This window comes from Nocardia sp. NPDC058640 (genome assembly GCF_042716995.1).
Lineage (GTDB): Bacteria > Actinomycetota > Actinomycetes > Mycobacteriales > Mycobacteriaceae > Nocardia.
In genome coordinates this window covers 109,098-135,867 of the sequence record NZ_JBHXRG010000011.1, presented here as the reverse complement: position 1 = coordinate 135,867, position 26,770 = coordinate 109,098, and the positions used below count along the sequence as shown (strand labels likewise).

Annotated in this window: 27 protein-coding genes; 18 read left to right on the top strand and 9 right to left on the bottom strand. The window is 65.6% G+C overall.

Going from position 1 to position 26,770, the window contains the following annotated elements; genetic code table 11:
• Positions 1–115 precede the first annotated feature (115 nt).
• Positions 116–2,014 (bottom strand): glycosyltransferase, encoded by a 1,899-nt coding sequence (locus ACFWU5_RS15465; protein ID WP_379267618.1) that lies wholly within the window; start codon positions 2,012–2,014, stop codon positions 116–118.
• A 104-nt stretch (positions 2,015–2,118) separates the two neighbouring features.
• Positions 2,119–2,610 carry a GtrA family protein gene (locus tag ACFWU5_RS15460; RefSeq protein ID WP_379267617.1) on the bottom strand — a complete coding sequence of 164 codons (492 nt, stop codon included), beginning with the start codon at positions 2,608–2,610 and terminating at the stop codon, positions 2,119–2,121.
• Between the two features lie 167 nt (positions 2,611–2,777).
• Between ACFWU5_RS15460 and ACFWU5_RS15455 the strand changes: the two genes are divergently transcribed.
• Both ACFWU5_RS15455 and ACFWU5_RS15450 read left to right on the top strand, forming a co-directional pair.
• A complete protein-coding gene (locus ACFWU5_RS15455; protein WP_379267616.1) occupies positions 2,778–3,746 on the top strand; it encodes a glycosyltransferase family 2 protein in 969 nt (322 codons plus the stop codon).
• Positions 3,743–5,260 (top strand): DUF2142 domain-containing protein, encoded by a 1,518-nt coding sequence (locus ACFWU5_RS15450; protein ID WP_379267615.1) that lies wholly within the window; start codon positions 3,743–3,745, stop codon positions 5,258–5,260. The genes ACFWU5_RS15455 and ACFWU5_RS15450 overlap by 4 nt, the downstream gene beginning before the upstream one ends.
• A 21-nt stretch (positions 5,261–5,281) precedes the next feature.
• Here the strand turns inward: ACFWU5_RS15450 and rfbB are convergent, their stop codons facing one another.
• A complete protein-coding gene (rfbB, locus tag ACFWU5_RS15445; protein WP_379246252.1) occupies positions 5,282–6,283 on the bottom strand; it encodes a dTDP-glucose 4,6-dehydratase in 1,002 nt (333 codons plus the stop codon).
• 325 nt (positions 6,284–6,608) lie between these two features.
• Here rfbB and ACFWU5_RS15440 point away from each other — a divergent pair, with 325 nt between their 5' ends.
• Complete coding sequence (locus ACFWU5_RS15440; protein ID WP_379246250.1) at positions 6,609–7,307, top strand: hypothetical protein; 699 nt, start codon at positions 6,609–6,611, stop codon at positions 7,305–7,307.
• Positions 7,308–7,499: 192 nt separating this feature from the next.
• Here the strand turns inward: ACFWU5_RS15440 and ACFWU5_RS15435 are convergent, their stop codons facing one another.
• A complete protein-coding gene (locus ACFWU5_RS15435; protein ID WP_379267614.1) occupies positions 7,500–8,543 on the bottom strand; it encodes an alpha/beta hydrolase in 1,044 nt (347 codons plus the stop codon).
• A 243-nt stretch (positions 8,544–8,786) separates the two neighbouring features.
• Between ACFWU5_RS15435 and rfbA the strand changes: the two genes are divergently transcribed.
• The gene (gene rfbA / locus ACFWU5_RS15430; protein WP_379267613.1) at positions 8,787–9,662 is read left to right on the top strand and encodes a glucose-1-phosphate thymidylyltransferase RfbA; all 876 of its coding nucleotides are present in this window, start codon (positions 8,787–8,789) and stop codon (positions 9,660–9,662) included.
• A 3-nt stretch (positions 9,663–9,665) separates the two neighbouring features.
• Positions 9,666–10,217, top strand: coding sequence for a dTDP-4-dehydrorhamnose 3,5-epimerase family protein (locus tag ACFWU5_RS15425; RefSeq protein WP_379267612.1), 552 nt, complete (start codon positions 9,666–9,668; stop codon positions 10,215–10,217).
• Positions 10,218–10,259: 42 nt separating this feature from the next.
• Here ACFWU5_RS15425 and ACFWU5_RS15420 read toward each other — a convergent pair whose 3' ends face one another.
• The gene (locus ACFWU5_RS15420) at positions 10,260–11,735 is read right to left on the bottom strand and encodes an MFS transporter (protein ID WP_379267611.1); all 1,476 of its coding nucleotides are present in this window, start codon (positions 11,733–11,735) and stop codon (positions 10,260–10,262) included.
• A gap of 85 nt (positions 11,736–11,820) precedes the next feature.
• On the opposite strand from ACFWU5_RS15420, the gene ACFWU5_RS15415 reads away from it, so the two are divergent.
• Entirely contained in the window at positions 11,821–12,243 is a 423-nt protein-coding gene (locus ACFWU5_RS15415; RefSeq protein ID WP_379267610.1) for a MarR family winged helix-turn-helix transcriptional regulator, read from the top strand.
• Here ACFWU5_RS15415 and ACFWU5_RS15410 read toward each other — a convergent pair.
• Both ACFWU5_RS15410 and ACFWU5_RS15405 read right to left on the bottom strand, forming a co-directional pair.
• The gene (locus ACFWU5_RS15410) at positions 12,227–13,072 is read right to left on the bottom strand and encodes a helix-turn-helix domain-containing protein (protein ID WP_379267609.1); all 846 of its coding nucleotides are present in this window, start codon (positions 13,070–13,072) and stop codon (positions 12,227–12,229) included. The two genes, ACFWU5_RS15415 and ACFWU5_RS15410, sit on opposite strands and share 17 nt — an antisense overlap.
• Positions 13,073–13,195: 123 nt before the next feature.
• Entirely contained in the window at positions 13,196–13,792 is a 597-nt protein-coding gene (locus tag ACFWU5_RS15405) for a DUF4282 domain-containing protein (protein WP_379267608.1), read from the bottom strand.
• A 179-nt stretch (positions 13,793–13,971) separates the two neighbouring features.
• Between ACFWU5_RS15405 and ACFWU5_RS15400 the strand changes: the two genes are divergently transcribed.
• The 3 genes from ACFWU5_RS15400 to ACFWU5_RS15390 all read left to right on the top strand — a co-directional run bounded on the left by ACFWU5_RS15400 (position 13,972) and on the right by ACFWU5_RS15390 (position 17,515).
• Positions 13,972–14,478 carry a hypothetical protein gene (locus ACFWU5_RS15400; protein WP_379267607.1) on the top strand — a complete coding sequence of 169 codons (507 nt, stop codon included), beginning with the start codon at positions 13,972–13,974 and terminating at the stop codon, positions 14,476–14,478.
• Positions 14,479–14,577: 99 nt separating this feature from the next.
• Positions 14,578–16,731: a molybdopterin oxidoreductase family protein gene (locus ACFWU5_RS15395; protein ID WP_379267606.1), complete on the top strand. Its 2,154-nt coding sequence runs from the start codon at positions 14,578–14,580 to the stop codon at positions 16,729–16,731.
• A gap of 157 nt (positions 16,732–16,888) precedes the next feature.
• Positions 16,889–17,515, top strand: coding sequence for a pyridoxamine 5'-phosphate oxidase family protein (locus ACFWU5_RS15390; RefSeq protein WP_379267605.1), 627 nt, complete (start codon positions 16,889–16,891; stop codon positions 17,513–17,515).
• Position 17,516: 1 nt separating this feature from the next.
• Here the strand turns inward: ACFWU5_RS15390 and ACFWU5_RS15385 are convergent, their stop codons facing one another.
• A complete protein-coding gene (locus ACFWU5_RS15385) occupies positions 17,517–17,972 on the bottom strand; it encodes a GtrA family protein (RefSeq protein WP_379246232.1) in 456 nt (151 codons plus the stop codon).
• Positions 17,973–18,040: 68 nt separating this feature from the next.
• Between ACFWU5_RS15385 and ACFWU5_RS15380 the strand changes: the two genes are divergently transcribed.
• The 6 genes from ACFWU5_RS15380 (at position 18,041) to ACFWU5_RS15355 (ending at position 23,708) form a co-directional block, all read left to right on the top strand.
• A complete protein-coding gene (locus tag ACFWU5_RS15380) occupies positions 18,041–19,456 on the top strand; it encodes an FAD-binding protein (protein ID WP_379267623.1) in 1,416 nt (471 codons plus the stop codon).
• Positions 19,453–20,232 (top strand): decaprenylphospho-beta-D-erythro-pentofuranosid-2-ulose 2-reductase, encoded by a 780-nt coding sequence (locus tag ACFWU5_RS15375; RefSeq protein ID WP_379246231.1) that lies wholly within the window; start codon positions 19,453–19,455, stop codon positions 20,230–20,232. The genes ACFWU5_RS15380 and ACFWU5_RS15375 overlap by 4 nt, the downstream gene beginning before the upstream one ends.
• A 129-nt stretch (positions 20,233–20,361) precedes the next feature.
• Positions 20,362–20,589, top strand: a complete 228-nt coding sequence (locus ACFWU5_RS15370; protein WP_379267604.1) for a type II toxin-antitoxin system VapB family antitoxin — start codon at positions 20,362–20,364, stop codon at positions 20,587–20,589.
• Positions 20,586–21,017: a PIN domain-containing protein gene (locus ACFWU5_RS15365; RefSeq protein WP_379267603.1), complete on the top strand. Its 432-nt coding sequence runs from the start codon at positions 20,586–20,588 to the stop codon at positions 21,015–21,017. The genes ACFWU5_RS15370 and ACFWU5_RS15365 overlap by 4 nt, the downstream gene beginning before the upstream one ends.
• A 220-nt stretch (positions 21,018–21,237) precedes the next feature.
• Positions 21,238–23,145 carry a galactan 5-O-arabinofuranosyltransferase gene (locus ACFWU5_RS15360; protein ID WP_379267602.1) on the top strand — a complete coding sequence of 636 codons (1,908 nt, stop codon included), beginning with the start codon at positions 21,238–21,240 and terminating at the stop codon, positions 23,143–23,145.
• Positions 23,145–23,708 carry a ferredoxin gene (locus tag ACFWU5_RS15355; RefSeq protein WP_379267601.1) on the top strand — a complete coding sequence of 188 codons (564 nt, stop codon included), beginning with the start codon at positions 23,145–23,147 and terminating at the stop codon, positions 23,706–23,708. Before ACFWU5_RS15360 ends, ACFWU5_RS15355 begins: the two co-directional genes overlap by 1 nt.
• 6 nt (positions 23,709–23,714) lie before the next feature.
• Here ACFWU5_RS15355 and ACFWU5_RS15350 read toward each other — a convergent pair whose 3' ends face one another.
• Positions 23,715–23,912: an AbrB/MazE/SpoVT family DNA-binding domain-containing protein gene (locus tag ACFWU5_RS15350; protein WP_379267600.1), complete on the bottom strand. Its 198-nt coding sequence runs from the start codon at positions 23,910–23,912 to the stop codon at positions 23,715–23,717.
• Positions 23,913–24,010: 98 nt separating this feature from the next.
• On the opposite strand from ACFWU5_RS15350, the gene ACFWU5_RS15345 reads away from it, so the two are divergent.
• From ACFWU5_RS15345 to ACFWU5_RS15335, 3 genes are all read left to right on the top strand, one after another.
• Entirely contained in the window at positions 24,011–25,285 is a 1,275-nt protein-coding gene (locus ACFWU5_RS15345; RefSeq protein ID WP_379267599.1) for an ATP-binding protein, read from the top strand.
• 294 nt (positions 25,286–25,579) lie between these two features.
• Positions 25,580–26,035: a hypothetical protein gene (locus tag ACFWU5_RS15340; RefSeq protein WP_379267598.1), complete on the top strand. Its 456-nt coding sequence runs from the start codon at positions 25,580–25,582 to the stop codon at positions 26,033–26,035.
• Between the two features lie 215 nt (positions 26,036–26,250).
• A complete protein-coding gene (locus tag ACFWU5_RS15335) occupies positions 26,251–26,763 on the top strand; it encodes a hypothetical protein (protein WP_379267597.1) in 513 nt (170 codons plus the stop codon).
• The last annotated feature ends 7 nt before the right edge of the window (positions 26,764–26,770 follow it).

The window sequence follows — 26,770 nt, the reverse complement described above, 5'->3', positions numbered from 1 at the left end:
GTGGTGGCGGAAGCCTCTCGGCCGATGCCGCCACCACGGCGTGGTGATCTTGATCGGGGATACGGCAATCGCCGCGTCGGAGGGGTCCGGCGCGGCGATTGGCGTGAGAAAGGGGTCAGCTGGGGTCGATGCCGTAGAGGCGGGCCCAGTTTTCTCGGCTGGTTAGTTCGGGGACTGCCGCGCGGTATTCGGCTTGGAGGGCCGGGAGTTCCTTGCGGAGTTTGCGCAGGGTGCGGTAGGTGCGGACCAGGAGGGCGCGGGCGCGGGCCTTGTCGCGGCGGCGGACTCGGACGCCGGACTGGGAGGCGTCGGTGACGACCACGTGGTCGAACAGGCCGATGTGCCACCAGTGCGCGTCTTCGCGGGTGACGCCGATGAGGCCGGGTTGGGTGCGGCCGGTCCACTGGGTGATCGCGCGCTTGATCAGGACCAGGGTGATGCGGCTGGGTTCGCCGCTGGCTCGGCGGACCGAGATGTCGGCGGAGTTCACCGGCGGGGTGGCGGCGGGGTGCTTGATGGTTTCGGGATAGTCGTTGCGGGTGGAGCGGGCGGCGGCCAGGGCGTCGATGCCGCCGTCGCGCAACGTCTTCGGGCCCTTCATGAAGTCTTCGATGCCCTGCAGCGTGGTGTGCACCAGGCCGTACTGCATGCCGACCAGGTGTTCGGCGATGTAGCGGAAGAACTCGCGGGTGATGGCCTTGCCGTCGAGGTCGGTGTGCAGGGCGCCGACGATCAGGGAGTTACGGGTGGAGAAGTAGCGGGCCCAGTCGTCGTAGTCCTTCCAGTAGAAGTCGGCGTGCCACACGGCCGCGTTGGGCAGGGTGACGGTGACGAAACCGTTCTCCCGCGCGCGGATGCCGTATTCGACGTCGTCCCACTGGAAGAAGATGGGCACGGGCAGGCCGATCTTCTTGACCACCTCGGCGGGGATGAGGCAGGTCCACCAGGCGTTGTAGCCGGCGTCCACGCGCCGTTCCTGGTTCTTCTTGAGCATGGAGGTGTTGCGCAGCGCCTTGGGCACCTTCTGGCCGTGCTTGAGTTCGCCCAGGTGCACCTCTTCGGCGCCGACATTGAGGAAGTCGGGGTTGAGCAGGAACAGCATCTGCGCGCCGACCAGCGTCGGTTCGACGGTGAGGTTGGCGAAAGCCTGCAGGCGCAGGACGGTTTCGGGCTCGCAGAGGATGTCGTCGTCCATGAGGATGACGTCGGCGTGCTCGTTGGCCGCCGACACCTCGTACAGGCCGCGGGTGAAACCGCCCGCGCCGCCGAGGTTGGGCTGACGGATGTAGCGCAGCTTGTCGCCGAAGGCGGGCAGCACTTCCTGGAACAGCGGCCGGTCCTGGACCAGGTCGGTGCCCTGGTCCACCACGTACACCGCGTCGATCGCGGCGAGCACGGTGGCGTCCGAGGCCAGTGCGGCCACGGTGTGCGCGCAGTCCTCGGCCCGGTTGAAGGTGCAGATCGCGATCGCGACCGGGCGCACCCGCTCGGGCGCCTTGGCGGTCCAGGCCAGTTCGGTGATGTCGAGTTCGCCCCCGACGGCGTCGAACTCGAGCCACAGCGCGCCACCGTCGACGTACTGATCCAGCGGCGCGGTCAGGCAGACGTATCCACTGCTGGTGGCCACCAGCGAGGCGATGATGCGGCGGTGCCCGGCGATATCGGAGGCGACCAGGCGCACATTGGCCTTGCCGCCGACAGTCAGGTGCGCGCCGACCGAGACCTCGGTGACGGTGGTCCAGCGCTGCCAGTAGCTGGCGGCCAGGCGACCGAAGTAGGTGTTGGTGTGTGCGGTCGCGCCCTTGGGCAGGTGCAGCGAGTGCCGCTCGCGGACCGCGGCACCCCCCTTGACGACGGCGTAGAGCTCGTCGCTGACCCGTGCCGACGGGCCGGTGAAAATGCCTCTGGCCAGCACGAGCCGCTCGGGTGCGCTGTGTTCACCTCGCAGCGATGCGGGCGCGGCCTCGCGCCGATCGTTCGATTCGGTCACGGCTTGTGTAGCCGACTGCTCCATGAAGTCCTCGAAATTCTCGGTATCGACTGCGCCGACGCAGGCAGTCACGTAAAAGGGCGCGACGGGCGGGGCGAGGATATCAATCGCGCGCCACCGGTGTGCCGTCAGTGAGGTGTCGCCGCACCCCGCGCGTGTTGCTCATCGGTTGCCGATGAGCCGGTGAAAACGAATTTCCCGTACGCCCAGTAGCGGAAGATCACGGCCATGGTCTGGCCGATCACGGTGGCGGCGATGTTGTCGGCCAGCGGCGATGACAAATCCAGGACATAACGGGAAAAGCCGAGGCAGCCCAGTTGCAGGAGAATCGCCACCACATTGACCACCGCGTACAAAAGGTATTCGCGGCTGGGGCTGTCGGTCTTGCGATGCGAGTAGGTCCACCACTTGTTGCCGAAGTAGGTGACCACCGTGGCCACCACGATCGCGATCACCTTGGCGATCAGCGGAAAGTGATAGAGCACACCTTCGGAGAACCCGAATCCCCCACCCCAGAACACCAGCAGGTTGTACGTGCCGGCATCGACCAGAAACCCGATCGCCCCGACAACGAGGAACGCCGCACCCTGCCGCAGCCCCGCCACCACCCTTGACACCATTGACGCAGGGGGAGACTCGGACAGATCGGACTGGGACACGGGCCGACCGTACACCGAGCACCTGAACACCCCCGAGATAAGCTCGCGGAACCGGAATGAGCGGATCGGCCGCGCGCTGTGTAGCCTCCCGGTGTCCCACTGCTGCCTAACACCGAGGATTGACCCGGGTGGACTCCACCGAGCTTCGCATTGCCGCCGTGGTTCCCTGCCACAACGAAGAGGCCGCGGTCGCCAAGGTCGTCGCCGACCTCAAGGCCGCCGTGCCGGGGATCGTCGTCTACGTCTACGACAACCTGAGCACCGACCGTACCGCCGAGTGTGCCCGCGAGGCCGGGGCGATCGTGCGCTACGAGAACACCAAGGGCAAGGGCAATGTGGTTCGCCGCGCCTTCGCCGATATCGACGCCGACGTGTACCTGATGATCGACGGTGACGACACCTACGAGGCGTCGGCCGCACCGCTGATGATCAAGACGCTGCTCGACGGCCCGTACGACCACATCCTCGGCGTGCGCAAGCAGGACGCCGCCGACACCAGCGCCTACCGCAGCGGTCACGAGACCGGCAACAAGGTGCTCAACGGCGTGGTCGGCAAGGTGTTCGGCGAGAACGTCGAGGACATGCTGAGCGGGTTCCGGGTGTTCTCGCGCCGGTTCGTGAAGAGCTTCCCGGCGGTGTCGCGCGAGTTCGAGATCGAGACCGAGCTGACCGTGCACTCGCTGCACCTGCGGGTTCCGCAGACGTCGGTGGCCGTCGGTTTCCGCGACCGTCCCGCGGGCAGCGAGTCCAAACTGCGCACCTACCGCGACGGCACCAAGATCCTGGCGCTGATCCTGGGCCTGGCCCGGCACGAACGCCCCGTCGCGTTCTACGGCCTGTTCGGCACGGTGGCCTGGTTGATCTCGGTGATTCTGACCGTGCCGATCGTGATCGAGTTCTACAACACCCACGAGGTGGCCCGGTTCCCCACGCTGTTCCTGGCGTTCACGCTGCTGCTGCTGGGCAGCCTGGCCTGGACCGCGGGCCTGATCCTGGACGGGATCCGTCGCTCGCGGCATGAGACCGCGCGGCTTGTGTACCTGCGCTATTCGGCTGTCGGGGTGCGCGAGGACATCGCAGCCGGAGAGCGTCGGTGACCACCACGACCGAGCCCGCTGTCGAGCTCAGTAGAACCCCCGCACGCAAGGATCGAGCACTGGCGCCGGTGCGCGCGGTGACCCGGCGGTTCGGTGCCGCCACGGTCGCGTTCGCGATCGTCGCCACCGTGTTCGGTGCCCTGTTCGCCGTGCTCACGCCCGCGTTCTGGGGCCATGACGAGATCACCCAGTTCGGTCGCGCCTACCAGGTCGCGCACGGCGGAGTGTTCCCGCAGCGCATCGTCGACGATCGCGGCGTGGCCTATGGCGGCCAGATCCCGGTCAGCGTCGACGAGCTGATGGGTTACGCCTTCAAGGACTACGGCGACAACCCCGAAGAACCCGACGCGATGGTGGCCGACCCCGGCGCCTACGACCGGCTCGGCGACGCGGCGATCTCGGACAAGACCCGGCAGATGTGGTTCACCAACACCGCCGCCTACTCGCCGGTGCCGTATGTGCCTGCGGCCGTTGGTATTCGACTCGGTGAAGCACTCGGCCTGAACGTGGGCGGCATGTACCTGCTGACCCGTTTCGCCGGGCTGGTTGCCTACCTGGCGGTCGTCGGCTTCGGCCTCTACGCGTTGCGTGAAAGGCGTTCGCAGTGGCTGGTTTTCACCGTCGCGGTGCTGCCGATCGCGCTGTTCCAGGCGGGCACTGTCACCGCCGATACGCTCACCAACGCGCTGGCGATCATGGTGTCGGCGCTGCTGTTGAAGGCGCTTTTCGTCGGTGATCGTCTGCGCCCGGTGGAGACCGGCGCGCTGCTGGCCGCGACTATCGCACTGCCGCTGAGCAAGCCGACGTATGTGCTGTTGGCGATGCTCGTTGTCGTCATCCCGGCCGACCGGCTCGGGTTCGCCGGAAAGCTCAAGATCGTGCCGTGGCTTTTCGCGGTGACCGGCGGTGTGCTCTTCCTGGCCTGGACCAAGATCGCGGCGAAGACCGGCGAGGGCATGGGCCTGATGCGTCCGCCGCATCAGTGGGGTCAGGTGCGTCCCGGCGATCAGCTGAAGGGAATCCTTTCCGACCCACTGCACTTCGTGCACGTGTTCGGCGAGAGCATCGCGCTGCGCGACCATCGCTGGTTCAACCAGTTCTTCGGCGAACTCGGTTTCGCGTATGTGGATGTGCCCGCGCTGTCGATGCTGGCGTGCCTGCTGGCGTTCGCGGTGAGTTTCGGGATCGTCGACCGAATGAACACTGCCACAGCGACTTTCCGTCGCACGCTGATCGTGGCGCTGGTGGTGCTGGCGAGCGTGGCGATGATCTACGTGACGCTGTACATGTCGTTCACGCCGGTGGATTTCTACCTCATCGACGGTGTGCAGGGCCGGTATTTCGTGCCGCTGGCGATCATGGGATTGGCCGTGCTGGCGCGGATCGTGCCGCTGCGGCTGACCAATTCCGCCGGGGTGATTCCCACCCGCGGCACCGCGATCACTATCGCCTGCGCGTCGACTTTCGCGCTGATCGCCACCGCCGCAACGTATTACACCGTCGTCTGGGGATAATTCCCCAGACGACGGGGGGAATTACAGCGTCTTTTCGCCCGCGGCCGCGTAGGCCCGTTCGGTATCGGCCTTTTTCGGCCGCCACCACTGCTCGTTGTCGCGGTACCAGGCGACCGTATCGGCAAGTCCCGCACGGAAATCCGCGTAGCGCGGCGACCAACCCAGTTCCGAACGCAGCAGGCTCGCGTCGATGGCGTAGCGCTGATCGTGGCCGGGGCGATCGGTCACGTGGTCGAAATCGGTGGGCTCGCGATCGAAAGCTTGCAGGATGAGCTGCACGACAGTGAGGTTGTCGAGTTCGCCCTGCGCGCCGATGAGGTAGGTCTGGCCGGTGCGGCCGCGTTCGAGAATGTCCCAGACCGCGCGATTGTGGTCTTCGACGTGGATCCAGTCGCGCACCTGATGCCCGGCGCCGTACAGGCGCGGGCGTACCCCGTCGATCAGGTTGGTGATCTGGCGCGGGATGAACTTCTCCACGTGCTGGTACGGGCCGTAATTGTTGGAGCAGTTCGACAGGGTCGCGCGCACACCGAAAGACCTGGTCCAGGCGCGAACCAGCATGTCGCTGCCCGCCTTGGTCGCCGAGTACGGGCTCGACGGGTTGTAGGCGGTGGACTCGGTGAAACCCGGTTCGTCGGGGGTGAGATCGCCGTAGACCTCGTCGGTGGAGACGTGGTGGTAGCGCACATCGTGGCGGCGCACGGCCTGCAGCAGCGAGTAGGTGCCCACGATATTGGTCTGCACGAACGGCCACGGCTCGGCCAGGGAGTTGTCGTTGTGGGATTCCGCGGCGAAATGCACGACCGCGTCCACCCCGCTGACCAGATTGTCGACCAGATCGAGATCGGCGATATCGCCGTGCACGAATTCGATCCGGTCCGCCACCGGATCCAGCGACGCCCGGTTGCCCGCATAAGTGAGCGCGTCCAGCACTGTCACTTGGACATCCGGGCGCGTGGCCACGGTTTGTTGGACGAAATTTGCACCGATGAACCCGGCCCCGCCGGTAACGAGCACTCGCACGGCGTCAACGATACGTGCCTTCGGCGGGGCCTCGAAACGAAAGCGCGGCCGTTATGCGTTGTCCAAACGACTCCGGTCCGTATCCAGGCCGCTATTTACACTGTGATCTCAATCACGTTACCCGAGGGTAAGTGAAGACTTTGGGTCTGTTTTCCTGAGAAAAACCCCGGTCAACGCTCAGGTTTCTCTCAGCGCACCAGTGTTGGGGTACCTATGGTGAACAAAACTTGAACTAATAGTCACAGCAGGTTCACCTCTGGTTAGCTGCGAAGGCTTTTGATCTACGAGTCCCCTCCGCACGCTCCAACTTTGAGGTTTCAACACAATGCTGATGAGGAAATTCGCCGCCACGTCGGCGCTGCTGATCGCTGCCATGGGCGTCACCGCCGGCACCGTCAACGCCGCGCCGGCTGAAGAGGCCGCCCCGATCAACTACACCGCCGAGGTTGTCGACGGTTCCAAGTCCATCATCACCATCGACTCGGGCTCGCTCGTCGCTGAGGATGGCCAGTTCAAGATCAAGGCCGCCGACGGCAAGACCGTGGCCGCGACCGCACTGACCTACCAGATCGATGACTTCCAGCTGCCGATCCTGGCCGACATCTCGGGCAAGTCCGCGACGCTGACCCCCGTGGTCGACCCGGCCCAGGCCGTCTACAAGCCCGTCGCCCTGCCGTACCAGAACGTGGCGCCGTGGAAGACCGAGTACGAGCGTGAGCAGGCCGCCTGGAGCCGTCTGACCTCCACCATCTCCATGGGCGCCACCGTTGGCACCCTGGTCGGTGGCCTCACCGGTGCGGCCATCGGCTGCGTCGCCGGTGCGCTCGCGGGCACCGTCGTGACCGCCGCCCTGGCCACCCTGTTCGGTGCGGGCCCGGTCGTCGGCTGCATCGCGGGTGCGGGCGCTGTCGGCTTCATCGGTGTGCTGATCGGTCAGATCTTCGTGACCGGCCCGGTCGCGATCGCCGCTGCCGTGCAGTACTTCTCCACCATCAACCAGCCCTTCACCCCCCCGGCCAAGTAATTTCGCCGTAGGACAGAAGGAAAGCGGCCCCCGCCCGGAGAAATCCGAGCGGGGGCCGCTTCTGTATTTCGAGGAACTCCAAGAAGTTTCAAGGGCCAAGGGTCCAGGGGCCCACGTCTCCGTAGGCCCCCAAACCCGAGTCGACTCGTTCGGCCGATCGCGATCAGGACCGTCCGAGTCGGTTCGGTTGGCCTAGGCCGTGCGGGCCCGTTGGGCCGGTTCTACCGCCGTGCGAACGAATTTCGCGACCCGTCCCAGCGCCGAGCGGCTTTCCGGCATGCTCGGCAGGATGCTCATGAACGCGTGCACCTGACCCCGCCACAGTTCGAGGGTGTTGGGTACGCCCGCGGCGGTGAGGCGGTGGGCCATGAGTTCGCAGTCGTAGCGCAGCAGTTCGTCTTCGGCGGCGATGAGCAGGACCGGGGGCATTCCGGCGAGGTCGGCGTTCACCGGGGACAGCGCCGGGTCCAGTGGGCCTTCGTGCTCGGCACCCAGCCGCACAACGGCTTCCAGGCCAGCCAGGGGGATGTACGCGTCCCGGCTGACGTTCACGTACCCCTCCTTCGCCCGGTAATCCAGGTCGAGCAGCGGGCTCAACCCCACCAGCCCGGCAGGCAGCGGCAAGCCGATGTCCCTGGCCCGGATGGCGGTGGCGAAGGTCAGGAAGCCGCCCGCGGAATCGCCGGCGAACACGATCTTCGCGGGGTCGGCTCCGTGCCGCAGCAGCCAGCGGTAGGCGAGCACACAGTCGTCGATGGAGGCATCGATCGAACCGGGCAGCTGCCGGTACTCCACGTTGAGCACGGGCAGCCCGGTGCGCCTGGCCAGCCCGGCTACCACCGCGCGGTGCGTCTGCAGCCCGCAGACGGCGAAACCGCCGCCGTGCAGGTACAGCACCGCCCCGTGCCGCACCGCGCGGGAACCGCCCGCGGGTCGCACCATTTCCATCTTGAATCCGCCGAGCTGGATCTGCTCGCGTTCGATGCCGTGCGGTTCGGGGCGCAGTCGCGACAGCAGGTCGACCGCGACGGCCCCTACCGGGATCGTGGCCCGGTTGATGGGCACGTTGCGCAGCAGCGGCCCGATCAGGCCGACGCACGCGCCCATCAGCACGCGCGAGGACGTGCTGTTGCCGCCCGCGTTGACGACGATGCCGGGCTCGGGCCTGCGGGCGCTGCCGATCGAGGACACGGGCGCGAGCCCGCCCATCACGCCGGTGATCTTCGTGGCGACCATCGCGCACCTACCTTCGCAGCTGGCGCGTCGACCCCCTGACCAGGCGAACCCCCGGAGCGGATGTCAACGCTGACATCTAACACAGTGATGTTTCACACATCGGCGCTCACCTAATCAGATGAGCGTCGTGTCTGTACTGGTTATCGCCCGACACGCCCAGTCGCGAAACCTTCGTGATCAATTCGTCGACGTGTCGGAACCTCGTCGTCTCCGTCGCGGACCGAGCTGGCAGACTTGCCACCTATGCGCGGAATCATCTTGGCGGGCGGCACCGGCTCACGGCTGCACCCGATCACGCGCGGGGTGAGCAAGCAGCTCGTCCCGGTCTACGACAAACCCATGGTCTACTACCCGCTGTCCACCCTCATGCTGGCAGGTATCGACGACATTCTGGTGATCACCACGCCGGAGGACGCCGACGCGTTCGCCCGACTGCTGGGCGACGGCAGTCAGTTCGGCGTGAACATCACCTACGTGGTTCAGCACACGCCCGACGGCCTGGCCTGCGCGTTCGTGCTCGGCGCCGACCACATCGGCAACGAACCGGCCGCGCTGGTGCTGGGCGACAATATCTTCCACGGACCGGGCCTGGGCACCAGCCTGGAACGCTTCCACGACATCGACGGCGGGGCGGTGTTCGCCTACTGGGTGAAGGACCCGACCGCGTACGGCGTGGTGGAGTTCGACAGGCAGGGCCGCGCGATCTCCATCGAGGAGAAGCCGAAGGTCCCGCGCAGCAACCACGCCATCCCCGGCCTGTACTTCTACGACAACGACGTGGTCGCGATCGCGCGCGAGCTGAAACCGTCGGCGCGCGGGGAGTACGAGATCACCGACATCAACCGCGTCTACCTCGAACAGGGCAGGCTCAGCGTCGACGTGCTCGCGCGCGGCACCGCCTGGCTGGACACGGGCACCTTCGACTCCCTGCTCGACGCCGCCAACTACGTGCGCACCATCGAGGAACGTCAGGGCCTCAAGATCGGCGTGCCAGAGGAAGTGGCCTGGCGACGCGGCCTGATCTCCGACGAACAGCTGTGCGAACTGGCCGAACCGATGGTGCGTTCGGGTTACGGCCGCTACCTGCTCGACCTGATCGACCGCGGAAAAGACTGGTAGCGCATGGAGTTTCGTGAACTGGCCATCCCCGGCGCGTGGGTGGTCACCCCGCGCCTGCACGGCGACGACCGCGGGATGTTCTGTGAATCGTTCAAGGCCTCGGAGTTCGAGAAGGCTACCGGACGCCCCTTCGCACTGCACCAGGTCAACACCTCGGTATCGGCCGCAGGGGTGCTGCGCGGGATCCACTACACCGACGATCCGCCCGGTCAGGCCAAGTATGTGACCTGTGTGCGCGGGGCGTTCCTCGATGTCGTGGTGGACCTGCGGCCCGGTTCGCCGACCTATGGGCGCTGGGACAGTGTGTTGCTCGACGACGTGGACCGCCGCTCGGTGTTCCTGTCCGAGGGACTCGGCCACGCGATCCTGTCGCTGGAGAACCGTTCGACCGTCACGTACCTGTGTTCGCTCGAGTACTCCCCCGAATTCGACAGGGACATGGACGCTTTCGACCCGCAGCTCGGTATCGACTGGCCGACCGAAGGCCGCGACGGCCGACCGCTCACCTATGTTCGCTCCGCGAAAGATGAAGTCGCGCCGAAGTTTCGGACATAGCGAAACGGCACCACCCGCGAAAGGTGGTGCCGTTCGGCATGATCAGGCTGGTTCGAGAACCTTGTCCTCGACCACAGGACCGTCAACAACCGGCTTGCGGAACCGAGGCAGGAACACCGTAAGGGCAAGCAGCGCACCGACAATGGTGACGCCCGCCGCGAACTCCAGACCCGGCCGGTAGGTATCCAGCATCTGCTGCGGAGTGGCACTCTGCCCGTGCCCGCCGGAGGTGACGATGGCGGTGGTCACCGCGAGCACGATCGCCGCGCCGACCTGCATGGACGTCTGCAGCACACCGGCAGCCAGACCCTGTTCGTCATCATCGATACCGCTGGTGGCCTGCACGTTGATCGCCGGGAAACCGACCCAGCCGATGCCGATCAGCAAGATCGCGGGCAGCAGCATGGTCCAGTAATCGGGCGCGGTATCCAGGCGCAGGAACAGCAGGTAGCCGATGGCCATCACGCTCATGGTGACCGCGATGACCGGCCCGGTGCCGAAACGGTCGATCAGCTTCTCGGAGAAGAACGCCGACGCCACCACCAGGATGCCGACCGGTAGCAATGCCATCGCCAGCTTCAGCGCCGACCATTCCAGGGTGTCCTGCATGTACAGGGTCACGATGAACTGCCAGGAGAAGTACGAACCGGCGACCGCGATGATGGCCAGGCTGGCCCGCAGCAGCGAGGCCTTGCGCAGGATGCCCAGGCGGATCAGCGGGTGCTTCACCCGCTGTTCGGTGATCACGAAGGCGGCGAACAGGGCGATCACCGCGAGGAACGAACCCAGCGTGCGCACCGAGGTCCAACCCACTTCGGGCGCGGTGACCACGGTGTAGACCAGCAGCAACATGCCCGCAGTGGATAGCAGCGCACCGAGTAGATCGTGTCCGCCTTCTTCGGCCTTACCGTCGCGAGGCACCAAAGCGAACGCGGCGATCAAGGCGGCGACCGCGATCGGGACGGGCAGCAGGAAGGTCCAGCGCCAGCCGACGCCGGTCATCAGGCCGCCGAACAGCAGACCCATGGAGTAGCCGCCCGCACCGAACACGGTGTAGATCGACAGCGCCTTGTTGCGCGCTTTTCCTTCGGCGAACGTGGTGGTGATGATCGACAGGCCGGTCGGCGCGGTGAACGCGGCGGCAAGGCCCTTGATGAAACGGGTGGCGATGAGCAGGGCGGGGTCGCTGACCAGGCCGCCGACCAGCGAGGCGACGGCGAACACCGCCAGCGCGATCAGGAAGACCTTGCGTCGACCCAGCAGGTCGGCGGTGCGTCCGCCCAGCAGCAGCAGGCCGCCGTAGCCGAGGATGTAGCCGCTGACCAGCCACTGCAGGGTGGAGGTGTCGAGGTCGAGTTCGGCGCCGATGGACGGCAGGGCCACGCCGATCATCGAGACGTCGAGGCCGTCGAGGAACAGGACGATGCACAGGGTGATCAGCATGCCCCAGAGCCGCAGCGGCCATCTGGTGGGATCGGTCGCGGCGTCCGCGGCCGAGAGCGAGGCTGTCGAAGTCATGCGAGGGACATTACATGCGCACGCATTAATTGCCAACACATAAAATGACGTTGCATGAAGTTGCGTCGACCTCTAAGATGGGGCCATGTTGAACCCGGCCGAAACCACAGCCGCGCGCGAAGAAGCGCCCGCCGAGCTGGTCGGTCAGTGGCGTGAACTCCTCGGCAGACATGCCGCGGTGAGTTGCGCGCTGGAGAAGGCGCTACAGAACGACCATCAGATCGGCCTCAGCGAATTCGAAACGCTGGACCGCCTGGTCGACGCGGCCTGTCAGAAGTACCGCATGACGGAGCTGGCGCACGACATCTACCTCAGCCAAAGCGCGCTGTCCCGCGCCGTGGCCAGGCTCGAACGCGACGGCCTGGTGGAACGCAGCATGTGCGATCTCGACCGCCGCGCCATCTTCGTGCAGCTCACCGACAAGGGCAGGCAGGTCTACGACGCAGCCCTGCCCACCCACCGTTCGGTGCTCGCCGGCTCGTGGAACAGCCCTACAGCTTGCCCGTAGCGGCCGCGGCGATGTCGACGAACGCGTCGCGGTACCGCTCGAACTCCGCGGGCTTGTCCAAATACGTGCTGCCCGCGAAGGTTTCGACGTAGACCACCGGCGGCTCCGGTCGATCCACCGAATCGTCGACCCCGAACTCCAGGATCACGAACCGGCCCGACTCGAGACCGGCGTGATAGCCCGAATCCGCCGGAACCACATCGATATTCACCGTTTCACGCTCGGCCAGCTCTTTCAATCGAGCCAGCTGACCTGCCCGCACGCGGTCGTCACCGATGCGGCGGGTGAGCACCGACTCGGCGAGAACGACATGCAGGTGCAACGGTGAATCGGTCCTGGCGATCAGGGCCTGCCTGGCGGCCAGTACCGCCAGCCTGCGTTCCAGCTCCGACTCGGTCAGCTCCGGAATGGTCTGCTCGAGAAGGGCTTTCGCGTACTCCTGCGTTTGCAGCAGCGCCGGGATCAGGCCGTCCTCATACACGGACAGCTCCGAAGCGGCTTCCTCGAGGCCGATATAGACCTCGAAGCCCTCCGCGATCACGTCGCCGTAGCTCGTCCACCAACCCCTGGCCTTGGTTTCCCGAGCCAAGGCGGCCAGCGGTTCGACCAGATCGGTCGGCGCGCCGTACACCTTGCACATGGCTTCGACGTCGAGGCTGCGCAACGACGTCTGCCCCGTTTCGATCCGCCAGATCTTCGCTTCCGACCATTCCAGTTGCGATGCAGCGGTTCTCGTGGTCATCCGCGCACGATTGCGCAGGTCACGTAAGTGCCTGCCCAGCTGCCTGCGCGGCATGGTCGAACCGGTGACGCCCTGTGGTGAAGCCATACTTCCCCCCTGTATCCGAAACATCGGTCTCCCTCATAACTTTCGGAGACCGCCCTAACCAGCCGACATATCGTCGGATCTGCGTACGGATTGTTTCACAATGAATCGGACACCGCGCGAGACCTACTTTTTCTTTCTGAACCGCCAGAACTGGACGGCGCGAACGTCTTCCGACAGCTGGTTCACCGGTTCGGCCACATCCGACAGTGCCTGGAACAGTCCGTCGGCCAGTTCGCTGATGTGCTCCACGCGCCCGGCCAACCTGGCTGCGTTGTCGGCGAATTCGAGCATCAGGCGCACCGAGGCCGCGATCGTCAGGCCCAACGGCACGGCCACCAGCGCGGCGAGTACACCGAGCAGCGCAGAGGCTTTCCACATCAGCACTACGAACGCGATCGGTGCGCCGATCCCGAAGGACACCACGCCCAAAACGTAGGCCAACGGCAACAAAGTCCTGGTAGCGGGCCTGCGGAACTGCACATCCAGCAGCGAACGACCCGCTTCGGCGGCCCACTGTTTGGCCGAACCGGTACTGCGGAACGGCTCTTCGAACCCCGCGTCGCGCGCCAGAGCCGCGGCGTACGTATCTTCTTCCTCGGCGTCCGATCGTGACGCCGAACGCTTCCGATCGGTCTCTTTCCAAGACAGCCAACGTGATTCGGCTTCGAACTCCTCGGCGACCTCCTCGGTCGATTCCGGCGTTCCAGGCACTTCGGTCATGCCCGAATCCTGCCGCCCTTTCCACCGACACGCCAACCCACACGACGCCGTACCTGCGATAGCGAAGGTTGCGTAACTGAGACGAAGCAGACACTGACGAATATTTTTCGAGAACGGCGTAACAAGTCGGCCACCCCGCGCCGATACGCCCATGAACGCAGAACAGACTTGCTCGGGGAATGGAGAACACAGTGCGCACGACGTTTCCGACCACCACTACGGCGGCCGACAAGGGTGCCGCCGCGCAGGAGTACGCCGCGCGTGGCTGGACGGTCGCCGAAACCACCAACGGCCTGTGCCTGATCACCGACGACGAGGTCTCGGCCATCGAGATCACCGGTGAGATCGCCGGCGAGGTCCGTCGCTTCCTGCGCGCCAACAACCTGTCCGGCCCCGTGATCGAGATTCCGGGTACCGAGCGTCGCGAGATCCACCTGGTCACCGGCGTGCGCAAGGCCGCCATGGCGATCGCCGCCATGCGTGAGGCCGGCGTGCTCGTGCACACCGACGGTGCCAGCATCCCGCTGCCGCCCACCCAGCTGGCCTCCGGTTCGGCTTCCTGGGGCGTCGCTCCCACCGAGGCCCGCTGGATCCCGCCGGTCGTGGCGCTGGGTGCGGCTGTTCGCTCGGCGCTGTCCCGCAAGGGACAGAGCAGCGGCAAGCGCAAGCTGACCCTGGCCAGCTGAGCCCGAACTTCCGCCAACCCGCGAAACGCGACGCCTCCCCGACGTCGCAGTTCGCGGGTTTTCGGCGTTTCCGGACGTCGGTGCGCGTAAGCATGAGGGATGCGCTCGCTGCTTCGAACCTGTCCGCTGTGTGAGGCTGTTTGTGGCCTGACCGTCACCCTCGACGACGCGGATCGGGTGGTGTCGGTGCGTGGCGATCGCGACGACCCGTTCAGCAAGGGCTTCCTCTGCCCGAAGGGTGCCAGCTTCGGCAAGCTCGACGACGATCCCGACCTGGTCAGCACGCCGCTGATCCGCGACGGTGACGGGTTTCGTGAGGCGAGCTGGGACGAGGCCTTCGAGCTGATCGCGGCCGCGTTCGCCGACATCCCGTCCAGTTCTACCGCGCTGTACCTGGGCAATCCCAACGTGCACACCGTCGCGGGCACGCTGTACCTACCCGCGCTGATCCGCGCGATGAGTACCAGACACCTGTACAGCGCCAGCACCGCCGATCAGATGCCCAAGCAGGTCGCGGCCGGGTTGATGTTCGGCGACCCGCTCACCGTGCCGGTGCCCGATCTGGATCGCACCGATTTCCTGCTCATGCTCGGGGCCAATCCGCTCGAATCCAACGGGTCGCTGTGTACCGCGCCCGATTTTCCGGGGCGTTTGAAGGCGTTGAAGGCGCGCGGCGGCAAGCTGGTGGTGGTGGATCCGCGCGCGACCAGGACCGCCGCGATCGCCGACCAGCACCTGTTCATCCAGCCGGGCTCGGACGCGTACCTGCTGTTCGGGATCGTGCACACGCTGTTCGACGAGGGTTTGACCGACGTGCGGGTCGAGGTCGCCGGGCTGGACGAGCTGCGGGCAGCGGCCGCGGACTTCGCCCCGGAAGCGGTGGCCGCGCGCACCGGAATCGCCGCCGACACCATGCGCACACTGGCCCGTGAGCTGGCCGCCGCGCCTTCCGCCGCCGTCTACGCGCGGATCGGCACCTGCACCGCCGAGTTCGGCACGCTCACGCAGTGGCTGGTCGACGTCGTCAACACGCTCACCGGCAACCTCGACTCCCCCGGCGGCGCGATGTTCGCCAACGCGGCCGCCGGCGGGGTGGCGCGCAGCAGGCCGTTCCGGCTGGGTCGCTGGGTCAGCAGGGTGCGCGAGCTGCCCGAGGCGATGGGTGAGCTGCCCGTCGCGACACTGGCCGACGAGATCGAAACCCCAGGTGAAGGGCAGATCCGCGCACTGGTGACGGTGGCCGGTAACCCGGCGCTGTCCGCGCCCAGCGGGGCACGGCTGGACAAGGGGTTGGCCGGGCTCGAGTTCATGGTCAGTGTCGATCGGTACGTCAACGAGACCACCCGGCACGCGAACGTGATCCTGCCGCCGCCGCGCTCGGTGCAATCGCCGCACTTCGACTTCGCGCTGCTGCAGTTCGCGGTGCGCAACTACGCGCGGTACTCGCCGCCGCTGGTCGCCCTGGGTGACCGGCCGTCGGAAGCGGCGGTGATCGCCCGGCTGGCGGCGGCGGTGAGTGGGCAGCCGCACGCGGGCACGGGCGAGGCGAGTCCGATCAGTGTGATCGACGAGCTCGTGATCGCGGGGACCTTGCACAAGGCCGGGATTAGTGAGCGGCGCGACGAGCTGACCGGGGCCGATACGACCGAACAGCGTCTTGATCTGATGCTCGAGCTCGGGCCGTACGGTGCTTGGAACGACGGCTCGCTCAGCCTGAAAACCTTGATGGACAACCCACACGGCGTCGACCTCGGAGCCTTGCAACCTCGGTTGCCGGGGGTTCTTCGCACCGCGTCGAAGAGGGTCGAACTGGCACCGCCGCAGCTGCTGGCGGACGTGACGCGCCTGCGAGACGGGCTGGCCAGTACCGCGCCCGCGATGGTGCTGATCGGGCGAAGGCAGTTGCGTTCCAACAACAGCTGGATGCACAACGTGGAAGGACTCGTCGGCGGTTCCAACCGCTGCACGCTGCTGGTTCATCCCGACGACGCGACCCGTCTGGGCCTGGGCGAACAGGCCCGCATCACTTCGGCGGCGGGCTCATTGACGGTGCCGATCGAACTGACGCCGACGATCATGCCCGGGGTGGTGAGCCTGCCGCACGGTTGGGGGCACGCGGCCAGCACCACCCAGTCGGTCGCGTCGGCGCATGCCGGAGTGAATGCCAATGTGCTGACCGATGATTCGGTGGTCGACGCGGTGTCGGGGACGGCGGTGTTCAACGGGGTGCCGGTGACAGTGGGCCCTGCCTGACCCGAAGCTGTTGCGCAAACGCACCTTTCACCTCATTCGCAACAATGGACACACCCCACTATCGGTGAGAGTCCCCTAGACTGAATGAGATTGCGGTCACAGCGGGGGTTTCATTACGAGGCCCGCATCCACCGGTACGGCTAGCGAAGGGGTCCTGATGCCCGAAAATCTCGTCGGCAGCGATGGAGAACACGAGCTACAGGGCACGTTAGGCACCGCAGACCGGGCCGAACGCTTCTACGACGACCAGGTGATCGACTACCTGAACCCCACGATGATCGACTTCGTCGCGCGCATGGACATGGCCTTCATCGCCACCTCCGACTCCCACGGCGAATGCGACTCCAGCTTCCGGGCCGGGACGCCGGGATTTCTGCACGTGATCGACGACCGCACGATCGCGTACCCCGAATATCGGGGCAACGGGGTCATGGCGAGCCTGGGCAATGTGCTCGAGAACCCGCACGTGGGGATCCTGATGATCGACTTCGTGCGCGACCTCATCGGGCTGCACATCAACGGGAAAGCGCGCATGGTCGCCGACAGCGAGCTGCGCGACACCGTCACCGATCTGCCCGCGCCCGCTCGGGGTCGGACCGCGCAGGTGTGGGTGGTCGTCGACGTCGAAGAGGCTTATATCCACTGCCGCAAGCACATTCCGCAGATGGTGCCCGTCGCGCGGGATCAACGGGAGTGGGGCACCGACAACGTGCGCGCCAAGGGCGGGGACTACTTCGGCGTCAAGGCGGGCAAACGCACACCGGCCGTGGCCGAGGCCAGCTGACCTACTTGATCTTGAAGATCACGACCCGCTGCACGATGAAGTTGATCACCGTGGCGGTGCCCTGCGCGATCACGAACGCCACCGGCTGACGCCACCACTTGTCATCCAGCGCGAAGAACAGCAGTGCGTAGATCCCGACCTGCACCGCGAACGTCACCGCGTACAGGGCCACGACCGCGATGAACCGCGACCTGCTGGGCTCCGCTTTGAACGTCCAACGGCGGTTGATCAGGTACGCGGTGGTCGTCCCCGCGATGAAACTGATCACCTTCGCCAAGATCTCCGGCAAGCCCAGCACGTTCGACAGCAACGTCAGCAGGCCGAAATCGACGATCGCGGAAAAGCCGCCGGTCAGCGTGAACCGCACGATCTGCGTCTTGAGGTCGACATCGGTTCCACCGGGCTCGTCGACCAGGGGAATCTCGGCGGGCAGCGGCAGATGCGGTTGGGCTTGCACGTGAGAAGAGTACGAGACCGGCGCACTGTCGTGCCATGCATGTAGCCTCTTAGCCGATGTCTGAGAAGATTTCGACCACCAACGACGAGGCGTTCGCGCTACCCACGCGCACGCGCAAGCTCACCGGTTGGGGTCGCACCGCACCCACGTCCGCCGAAGTGCTCTCGACCAGCGATCCGGAACTGATCGTCAAGGCCGTGCGCATGGTCGCGCAGGACAACGACTCCAAGCCGGCGCATCTGCGACGCGGCGTGATCGCGCGTGGCCTGGGCCGCTCGTACGGGGACAACTCGCAAAACGCGGGTGGCCTCGTCGTCGACATGCCCGCGCTGAACAAGATCCACAGCATCGACTCGGCCACCCGCCTTGTCGACGTGGACGGCGGCGTCGACCTCGACCAGCTCATGAAAGCCGCGCTGCCGTTCGGCCTGTGGGTGCCGGTGTTGCCGGGCACCCGCCAGGTCACTATCGGCGGGGCCATCGGCTCCGATATCCACGGCAAGAACCATCACAGCGCGGGCAGCTTCGGCAACCACGTGCGCTCGATGGACCTGCTCACCGCCGACGGCGTGGTCCGCACGATCACCGCCGAGTCCGACCCCGAACTGTTCTGGGCGACAATCGGCGGCTGCGGCCTGACCGGCATCATCCTGCGCGCCACCGTGGAGATGACCCCCACCGAAACGGCGTACTTCATCGCCGACGGCGACGTCACCTCCACCCTCGACGAGACCATCGCCTTCCACAGCGACGGTTCCGAGGACAAGTACGAATACAGCTCGGCCTGGTTCGACGCCATCAGCCCGCTGCCCAACCTGGGTCGCGCGGCGATCTCGCGCGGCAACCTGGCCAAGGTCGACCAGCTGCCCAAGAAGCTGCAGAAAGACCCGCTGCGGTTCAACGGCAAAACCTTCTTCACGCTGCCCGACGTGTTCCCCAACGGCCTGGCCAACAAATACACCTTCGGCCCGATCGGCGAGATCTGGTACCGCAAGTCCGGCACCTACCGCGGCAAGGCGCAGAGCCTGACCGCGTTCTACCACCCGCTGGACATGATGGGCGAATGGAACCGTGGCTACGGCTCCAACGGTTTCCTGCAGTACCAGTTCGTGGTGCCGCCGGAGTCGGTCGACGAGTTCAAACGCATCATCATCGACATCCAGCGCTCGGGTTTCTACTCGTTCCTCAACGTGTTCAAGCTGTTCGGCGAGGGCAACCAGGCACCGCTGAGCTTCCCGATGGCGGGCTGGAACATCTGCGTCGACTTCCCGATCTCGCCCGGACTCAACGAGTTCGTCACCGATCTGGACCGACGCGTCCTCGAATTCGGCGGCCGTCTGTACACCGCCAAGGACTCGCGCACCTCCGCCGAGACCTTCCACAAGATGTACCCGCGGATCGACGAGTGGATCAAGGTCCGCCGCAGCGTCGACCCGACCGGTGTGTTCATGTCCGATATGGCCAGGAGGCTGGAACTCCAGTGATCAACGCAGTTGGCAACCCGCAGACCATCCTGCTCTTCGGTGGCACCTCCGAGATCGGTCTCGCGATCGTGGCCGAGTACCTGGCCAAGGGCCCCGCACGAGTGATCCTGGCGAACCTGCCCGGCGATCCGCTGCTCGAGCAGGCCGTGAGCACCGTGAAGGCCGCCGGTGCGAGCGAAGTCGACGTCATCGACTTCGACGCGCTGGATACCGAATCGCACCCCAAGGTCGTGGACGCCGCGTTCGCCGCCGGTGACGTCGACGTCGCGATCGTGGCATTCGGTGTGCTCGGCGACGCCGAGGAACTGTGGCAGGACCAGCGCAAGGCGGTCATGACCGTCGGCATCAACTACACCGCGGGCGTGTCCGTCGGCGTGCTGGTCGGCGACAAGTTCAAGGCACAGGGCCACGGCCGCATCCTGGTGATGTCGTCGGTCGCCGGCGAGCGCGTCCGCCGCTCCAACTTCGTCTACGGCTCCACCAAGGCGGGCCTGGACGGCTTCTACCTGGGCCTGGGCGAAGCCCTTCGCCCCTTCGGCGCCCGCGTCACCGTCATCCGCCCGATGCAGGTGCGCACCTCCGCGACCAAGGCGCACTGGGAAGCCACCGGCTCCAAGGAAGCCCCCCTCACCGTCGACCCGGAAGACGTGGCTCGGCTCGCCGTCGCCGCGTCCGAGAAGGGCACCGAGATCGTCTGGGCGCCGGGCGAGGCCCGCTTCCTGATGTCGGCCCTGCGCCACGTGCCGCGCCCGATCTTCCGCAAGCTGCCGATCTAGGCGATCCACCGCTCCGAACTACTGCCGCACCGTTGCTAATGGTGCGGCAGTTTCGTTTACCGGAGAGGTGGTATCAGGATGTACAATTTTGACACCGGTGTTGACCAAAATATGTACAGGAGGCCCAACATGTCCCTCACGCATATCGACATCGATGACGAACTGCTCGAGCAGGCCAAGCAGTTGGGCGGGCATCGCACCAAAACTGCGACTGTCGCTGCCGCACTCGAGGAGTACGCCGCCCGCCGTAATCGCCTCGCCGCGTACGACCGCTTCCTCGAACTTGCTAGCGACATGGACATCGAGGGCGCGGAGGCCGCACACCGCGCCGCGAAGCAGCAGGGGTCCCGCCCTTGACCGGCTACCTGGTCGACTCCTCAGCTTTGTGGCGCATGGCGCGCGACCGGGCGGTCGCGGAGAAATGGCTACAAACTATTGCCGACGGCGAGCTGCGTTCCTGCTATCCACAGCGCGCCGAGTTCCTGTCTTCGTCGCGCAACCTAGCGGACTTCGACGAGCTCGCGATGCGGTTCGATGAGCTCTACCGCGAGATCTCGGTACCGAAGTCGGCAGGCTCGTGGATCAGAACCTTCCAGCGTCGCGCGGCGCGAGGCGGCTGCATCAACGCGTTCTCGGCGGTCGACCTGCAGATCTGCGCGACGGCCGGTCACCACAACCTCGTCATCGTCCACGACGACAACGACTTCGCGACCGCGACGAGGTTCGCCGCGGAACTACGGGAAGTCAATGTCCACGACGGGCCGCCGGAATGGGCGTCTGAATGACCGACGCTGACCGTGGTACCGCCGACCCAGGCGATCGACGTCACTTATCGTTCGCCGCGACGGTAGAAGCTGAGCGCGATTTCGCCTCGACGTCGCAAGAGGTTCTTCGCCGTGAGCTTGGGGTAGACGGTCGGCGCGTCGGCGACACCGACGGGGTGAGCGGGCTCCACTAGGCTGGCCCGGACCGTGGAGCACAGTGGAACCGGAGGATTGCGCGCCGATGACGACCGATGATGGGGTACGGGCGGGGCGCCGGGTTCTGGTGGGGGTTGGGGAAGGGGTTGCTGCGGCTTTCGTGGCGTTGGTGGTTGCCTCGGTGGGGCTGTTCGCGTTTTCGGCGGTGCAGTGGCCTGCGTTCAACTCCTCCAATGTGACTCGGGCTCTGACCACGGTCGGGCAGGTTGTTTCGGTTGCGCTACTGGTGGTTTCGGTCGTTTTGATTCGGGCACGGAAGTGGCCTTGGGGCGCGAAACTGCTTTCCTGGGTGGGGATTTCGAGTTTTGTCACCGTCACGCTCGGGATGCCCCTGGCAGCGACGAAGTTGTATCTGTTCGGTGTTTCGGTGGATCAGGAATTTCGGACCGAATATCTGACGCGGCTCACCGACAGTGCCGCCCTGCGCGATATGACCTATGTGGATCTGCCGCCGTTCTACCCGGCCGGGTGGTTCTGGATCGGCGGGCGGGTGGGCAATGTGCTCGGGATGGACGGCTGGGAAGTGTTCAAGCCGTACGCGATCGGGTTGCTCGCTGTCGCCGCCGCGGTGGCATTGGTGTTGTGGATGCAGTTGGTTCGCGCGGACATGGCGGTGGGGGCTGCTGCCGCGGTCACTGCGATGACGTTGGCTTATGCCTCGCCGGAGGCATATGGCGCGGTGTTGATCGTGTTCATTCCGCCGGTGTTGGTGTTGGCGTGGGGTGCGTTGCATCGGCGGTCCGGGGGGTGGGGTGCGGTTCTCGGGACCGGGGTGTTCCTCGGGGTTGCGGCTTGTTTTTACACGCTGTACCTGGCGATCGCGGCGTTCACCGTGGTGATCATGGCGGTCGTGGCGGCTGGGCTCGCTGTTCAGGCGCAGCGAGTCGACGGGCGTCGGGCGTGGCGGGCGGGTGTTACTCCGCTGGTGAAGCTGGTGGTGATCGGTGGCATCGCCATCGTGCTCGCTCTCGTCGTGTGGACCCCGTACCTGCTGAAGATGCTGTCCGGCGCAAAGATGCCGTCCGGCAACGCATTCCATTACCTGCCCGAGTCGGGGGCCCAGCTGGCATTCCCCATGCTGGAGTTCTCCCTGCGCGGCGCCCTGTGCATAATCGGCGTGCTGTGGTTGGTAGTCCGAGCCGGATCTTCAAGGCGCGCACAAGCATTGGGCATCGGCGTCATCTCGATCTACCTGTGGACCCTGCTCTCGATGGCCGCGACCGCGGCAGGCACCACCCTGCTGTCCTTCCGACTCGAACCCGTCCTGCTCGCATTGCTCGCTGCCGCAGGCGTTTTCGGCTTCGTCGAAGGCGCAACCGCGATCTACCAAGCCCTGAACGAACCCGCCCCGATGCGCACCGCAGCCGCGGCGATAGCCATCCTGGGCGCGCTGGCCTTCGCCCAAACCATCCCCACCGTGCTCACCCACGAAATCGACACCGCCTACACCGACACCGACGGCAACGGCGAACGAGCCGACCAACGCCAACCCTCCGCGGTAACCCACTACCGAGAAATCGACGCGGCCCTCCAATCCCAAACCGGCCGTCCCCGAGACGAATCCGTAGTCCTCACCGCCGACACCAGCTTCCTGGCCTTCTACCCCTACTGGGGCTTCCAAGCCCTCACCTCCCACTACGCGAACCCCCTCTCCGACTTCAAGGCCCGAGCCGAAACCATCGCCGCCTGGAGCAAACTCCCCAACTCCCCCGCCCTGGTCGAAGCCCTCACCAAGTCCCCCTGGCGATCCCCCGACGCCTTCCTCTTCCGCACCGAAGGCGACAACTACACCCTGCGCCTAGCCGAAGACGTCTACCCCAACGACCCCAACGTCAAGCGCTACACAGTCACCTTCCCCAAATCCCTGTTCACCGACCCCACCTTCACCCCCACCCCAATAGGCCCTTTCACCCTGATCACAGTCCGCCGCTGATGTACTGGGATCCGATACCGGTGATCGCCGCCTCCGAAGGCGCGACGTACGACAACACCCGAGACTTCCTGATGGAAGCTCCCGCGTCGTTCCTGCTCGGCAAGTGGGCAAACAGGGACTGGCGCAATGTCCCCGGCCCGTTCTACGGCGCAGGCACCGACAACTGCCTGACCGGGCGATTCACCGCACCCGCGCACATCGTGTACGACGACGACTACTACGAAGTGATCTATCGCCAGCCCGGCAATCCACGCGAAACCTACGTCCTTCTCGAAGCCATGAGGCAAGACCCCTACTCCTGTTACGCGGCCGACGGCGACAAACACTGGACCTTGCCCCTGATCCGCGACTGGTGGGCGGACCGCGGCCGCCTCGCCGAGTGGATCAACCAGGCCATCGCGTCACAGCCGACAGGCGAACACGAAGAGGACTTTCGAGGACTGCACGCCTACGACACCTACCTGACCAACGGCCTCGAAACCTATCTCGTCGAATACGCCTTCTGGCTCGACAACGGCCGCCCCGCCACCCCTGACGAAGCCCGACCGAGCTTGAACCACTGAGCCGCCTCAGGAACGCGGCGCCTCGTGCGACGGCAAGTTCATGCTCCCGGCTGATTCCAACGCCTCAACCGTTCGCGCCAGCAACACAACGCCCTCCTCAACGCGGAAGTGCACGTCGTCGCCTGGGCGTATTCCGAGTGCGTTGCGAACGGCAACGGGAATGGTGACCCGTCCGTTCGAGGTCAGTCGAGCAAACGCTTCCATGCCATCTCCTCACTTGCGTGTCCGTCCATGTGTGCACAGAGTTCCGTCCAGTCGTGCATGAGACTCCGTCCAAGTGTGCAGCAACCTACCGTCTAAGCGTGCATACTTGGCCTATGGCGGCCAACTTCGACTCCTCGCTCGTTCACCGAAAACTGCAGGTCACGGTGGACGAAGCGTTGACGGACACGCGTGTGGTCACTATCAACGGAGCCCGGCAATCCGGCAAGAGCACTTTGACGCGGATCATCACCTCCGACCGGCCGGATTCGCGATCGATGACGCTCGATGATCCGGTCATTCTGCGGGCGGCCATCGACGATCCGATCAGCTTCGTCGAGCACGACGGACTGCTCGCCATCGACGAAGTCCAGCGAGCGCCGGGACTGTTCCTACCGATCAAGGCGAACGTGGATCTGGATCCACGGCCAGGCAGGTTCCTGCTGACCGGATCCGCGCAGGTCCTCGCACTGAAGTCGCTGCCCGACGCGCTCCCCGGCAGGATGGAAACGCTGGAGTTGTGGCCGTTCTCCCAGGGCGAGATCGACGACGCGCCAGACCGGTTCATCGACGCGATATTCACCCACGGTCACTCCCTGTCCATCGATTCCGACCTGCGACGACGCGACTACTTGGAGCGGGCATCGATCGGCGGATTCCCCGAGGCCGTCCGCCGAACCAGTCGGCGCCGCGAGGCGTTCTTCGAGAGCTACCTGACAACGCTTATCACCCGCGATATCCAGGATCTGGCCGCCATCGAACGACCGACGCAGCTTCGGAAACTCCTCCAACTGCTCGCAGCACGCAGCGCGAATCTCGTGGTCTCCAGCACGTTGGCCAGAGATCTCGAGCTGCACCGAACCACCGTGAGCCGCTATTTGGCCCTGCTGGAAACCGTATTTCTCACCAAGACGATTCCGGCATGGTCCGGCGGACCCACTTATCGGGCGATCGGTACCCCCAAACTCGCGTTCGTGGATTCCGGGATCCTGTGTCATCTGCTCGGACAATCTCCGGCACGACTCGCCGAGCCCGGCGGTGCCGCGGGGACCGTGCTCGAGAATTTCGTCCTGATGGAACTGGCGCGGCAGTTGAGCTGGAACGAGGAGCGGGTTTCGCTGTGGCATTACCGCAACAAGGACCACGTCGAGGTCGACGCGGTCCTGGAAGCCGCCGATGGCCGGATCGTCGGGGTCGAGGTGAAATCTGGTGCGACACTGCATAAGCCGGACTTCAATGGTTTGCGCCATCTTCGCGATCGCGTCGGCGACCGGTTCGTGGCGGGAGTGATCCTCTACACCGGCCAGCACTCGCTGTCGTTCGGCGACCGCCTTCGTGCCTTGCCGATGGAGTCGCTGTGGCGGGCAACTCCGTGATCTGTGCACGCACTCCGGGTTGCCGTCACACCGAGTCGGTCGCCCCGCAGGTGGTGCGGATCGTTGCCGGAAGCGGGTGTTCATCCCACTGGACGGCACTACACTGACGGGTGCGGCACGGTCGTCGCCGGTGGGGCTCGTAGGCCCCTCGGCGGATGGCGTAGGAAACCTGATCCTGCACGTCACGGGTCCCGGCGACCCGCTATCGGAGGAGGACTCATGTCCGATCCGTTGCACACGAGGGTGTGTCTTACCGGTCTCGATTGTTCTTGCCCGAGCATCAGTTTTTTCGTGGTGCCCGAACCGCTGGTGCGCGGGGGGCAGATGATGCATTTGCTCGAGCAGGCGCCGGTCGCGGGGCGGATTCCCGCGCCGGATATCGGCTTGATCGATCTGATCGAAGCCGCGACGTTGCCGTTGGATACGCGGGGGTTGGCTCGCGCGCAGCGGGTGGCGTTCTCGGGGCCGGTGCATGATCCGCCCGCGGCGCGGGAGGTGTTGCACGACCATCTCATCGACGAGCCGTGGGGTCTTGACGTCGACGATCCCGAGGAAATGACGCGGTTGGCGATGCTGCCCGAACGGCGGATCGGGGTGCGGCGGATCGACGATTTCCAGGCGCATTCGATTCGACAGGCGATGGAGGCGGTGTACCGGTATTTCGCGATCGATCAGCGCATTCCGCTGGTGTATCACGGGTTCGCCGATCCGCGCGAGGGCTGGTTCGCTTTGCGTGCGTCAGCGGCCTGACCAGGTACCCACTGGGTGACCTCGCTAACCGTGTGTCGATGGACACCCGATAGCCACTGGTGTGCGGATGCCCGATAGACCACAATATGTGCGGTCAGGGTCTACAAACCGCGCGGTCGGTGTCGCGCGGCGGGTACGCTGCGAAATGTTGGAAGTTCGGCCGACCGAAATCAGTTTTTGGTAGCGCTGATCGGTACGGATGCAGAGGTATAGCTATGACGCTCAGCAGACCGGAGCGGATCGATCTTTTACTCACACGCCAGCAACGCCTCGGCCGTGAACCGCAAGCTCGCGAACAGCTGGAATCGCTGGGCGCGATCGAGCGGGTAGTCATCGACACCACCATCGCGATGCTGTCGCCGGGACAGAAGTTCGCGCTGCTGTGGTCGTTGCAGGTCGGCGAGCAGCTGGTCGCCGGCGTGCAGATCAAAGAGCGGGACGGAACGGTCACCAACCTGATGCCGCCCGCCGAGGTGCTCGAGTACCTCACCGATCACAAGCGCATGTCCTACAGCGCCGACACCGGTGCATGGCTGTCGGCGGAGATCTTCATCGCCGGACCCACCCGGTACAAGACCAACTACTCCACCGGCAACATCGCGGACTGGATGCCCGAAGTCACCGCCGACGACCTGACCGCGGAGTTCATCGCCTTCCCGCGGCCCGACGCCGAAATCCCCGACTGGGCCCGCTCGCAGCTGGAATGGGCGGCTCGCAAAACCGGCTAGTCGCGGG

Coding starts and splice junctions, on each gene's coding strand:
- ACFWU5_RS15465 (WP_379267618.1), bottom strand. CDS start 2,014: ATGGAGCAGTCGGCTACACAAGCCGTGACCGAATCGAACGATCGGCGC.
- ACFWU5_RS15460 (WP_379267617.1), bottom strand. CDS start 2,610: ATGGTGTCAAGGGTGGTGGCGGGGCTGCGGCAGGGTGCGGCGTTCCTC.
- ACFWU5_RS15440 (WP_379246250.1), top strand. CDS start 6,609: ATGCTGATGAGGAAATTCGCCGCCACGTCGGCGCTGCTGATCGCTGCC.
- ACFWU5_RS15435 (WP_379267614.1), bottom strand. CDS start 8,543: ATGGTCGCCACGAAGATCACCGGCGTGATGGGCGGGCTCGCGCCCGTG.
- rfbA (WP_379267613.1), top strand. CDS start 8,787: ATGCGCGGAATCATCTTGGCGGGCGGCACCGGCTCACGGCTGCACCCG.
- ACFWU5_RS15425 (WP_379267612.1), top strand. CDS start 9,666: ATGGAGTTTCGTGAACTGGCCATCCCCGGCGCGTGGGTGGTCACCCCG.
- ACFWU5_RS15420 (WP_379267611.1), bottom strand. CDS start 11,735: ATGACTTCGACAGCCTCGCTCTCGGCCGCGGACGCCGCGACCGATCCC.
- ACFWU5_RS15415 (WP_379267610.1), top strand. CDS start 11,821: ATGTTGAACCCGGCCGAAACCACAGCCGCGCGCGAAGAAGCGCCCGCC.
- ACFWU5_RS15410 (WP_379267609.1), bottom strand. CDS start 13,072: ATGGCTTCACCACAGGGCGTCACCGGTTCGACCATGCCGCGCAGGCAG.
- ACFWU5_RS15405 (WP_379267608.1), bottom strand. CDS start 13,792: ATGACCGAAGTGCCTGGAACGCCGGAATCGACCGAGGAGGTCGCCGAG.
- ACFWU5_RS15400 (WP_379267607.1), top strand. CDS start 13,972: ATGGAGAACACAGTGCGCACGACGTTTCCGACCACCACTACGGCGGCC.
- ACFWU5_RS15395 (WP_379267606.1), top strand. CDS start 14,578: ATGCGCTCGCTGCTTCGAACCTGTCCGCTGTGTGAGGCTGTTTGTGGC.
- ACFWU5_RS15390 (WP_379267605.1), top strand. CDS start 16,889: ATGCCCGAAAATCTCGTCGGCAGCGATGGAGAACACGAGCTACAGGGC.
- ACFWU5_RS15370 (WP_379267604.1), top strand. CDS start 20,362: ATGTCCCTCACGCATATCGACATCGATGACGAACTGCTCGAGCAGGCC.
- ACFWU5_RS15360 (WP_379267602.1), top strand. CDS start 21,238: ATGACGACCGATGATGGGGTACGGGCGGGGCGCCGGGTTCTGGTGGGG.
- ACFWU5_RS15355 (WP_379267601.1), top strand. CDS start 23,145: ATGTACTGGGATCCGATACCGGTGATCGCCGCCTCCGAAGGCGCGACG.
- ACFWU5_RS15350 (WP_379267600.1), bottom strand. CDS start 23,912: ATGGAAGCGTTTGCTCGACTGACCTCGAACGGACGGGTCACCATTCCC.
- ACFWU5_RS15335 (WP_379267597.1), top strand. CDS start 26,251: ATGACGCTCAGCAGACCGGAGCGGATCGATCTTTTACTCACACGCCAG.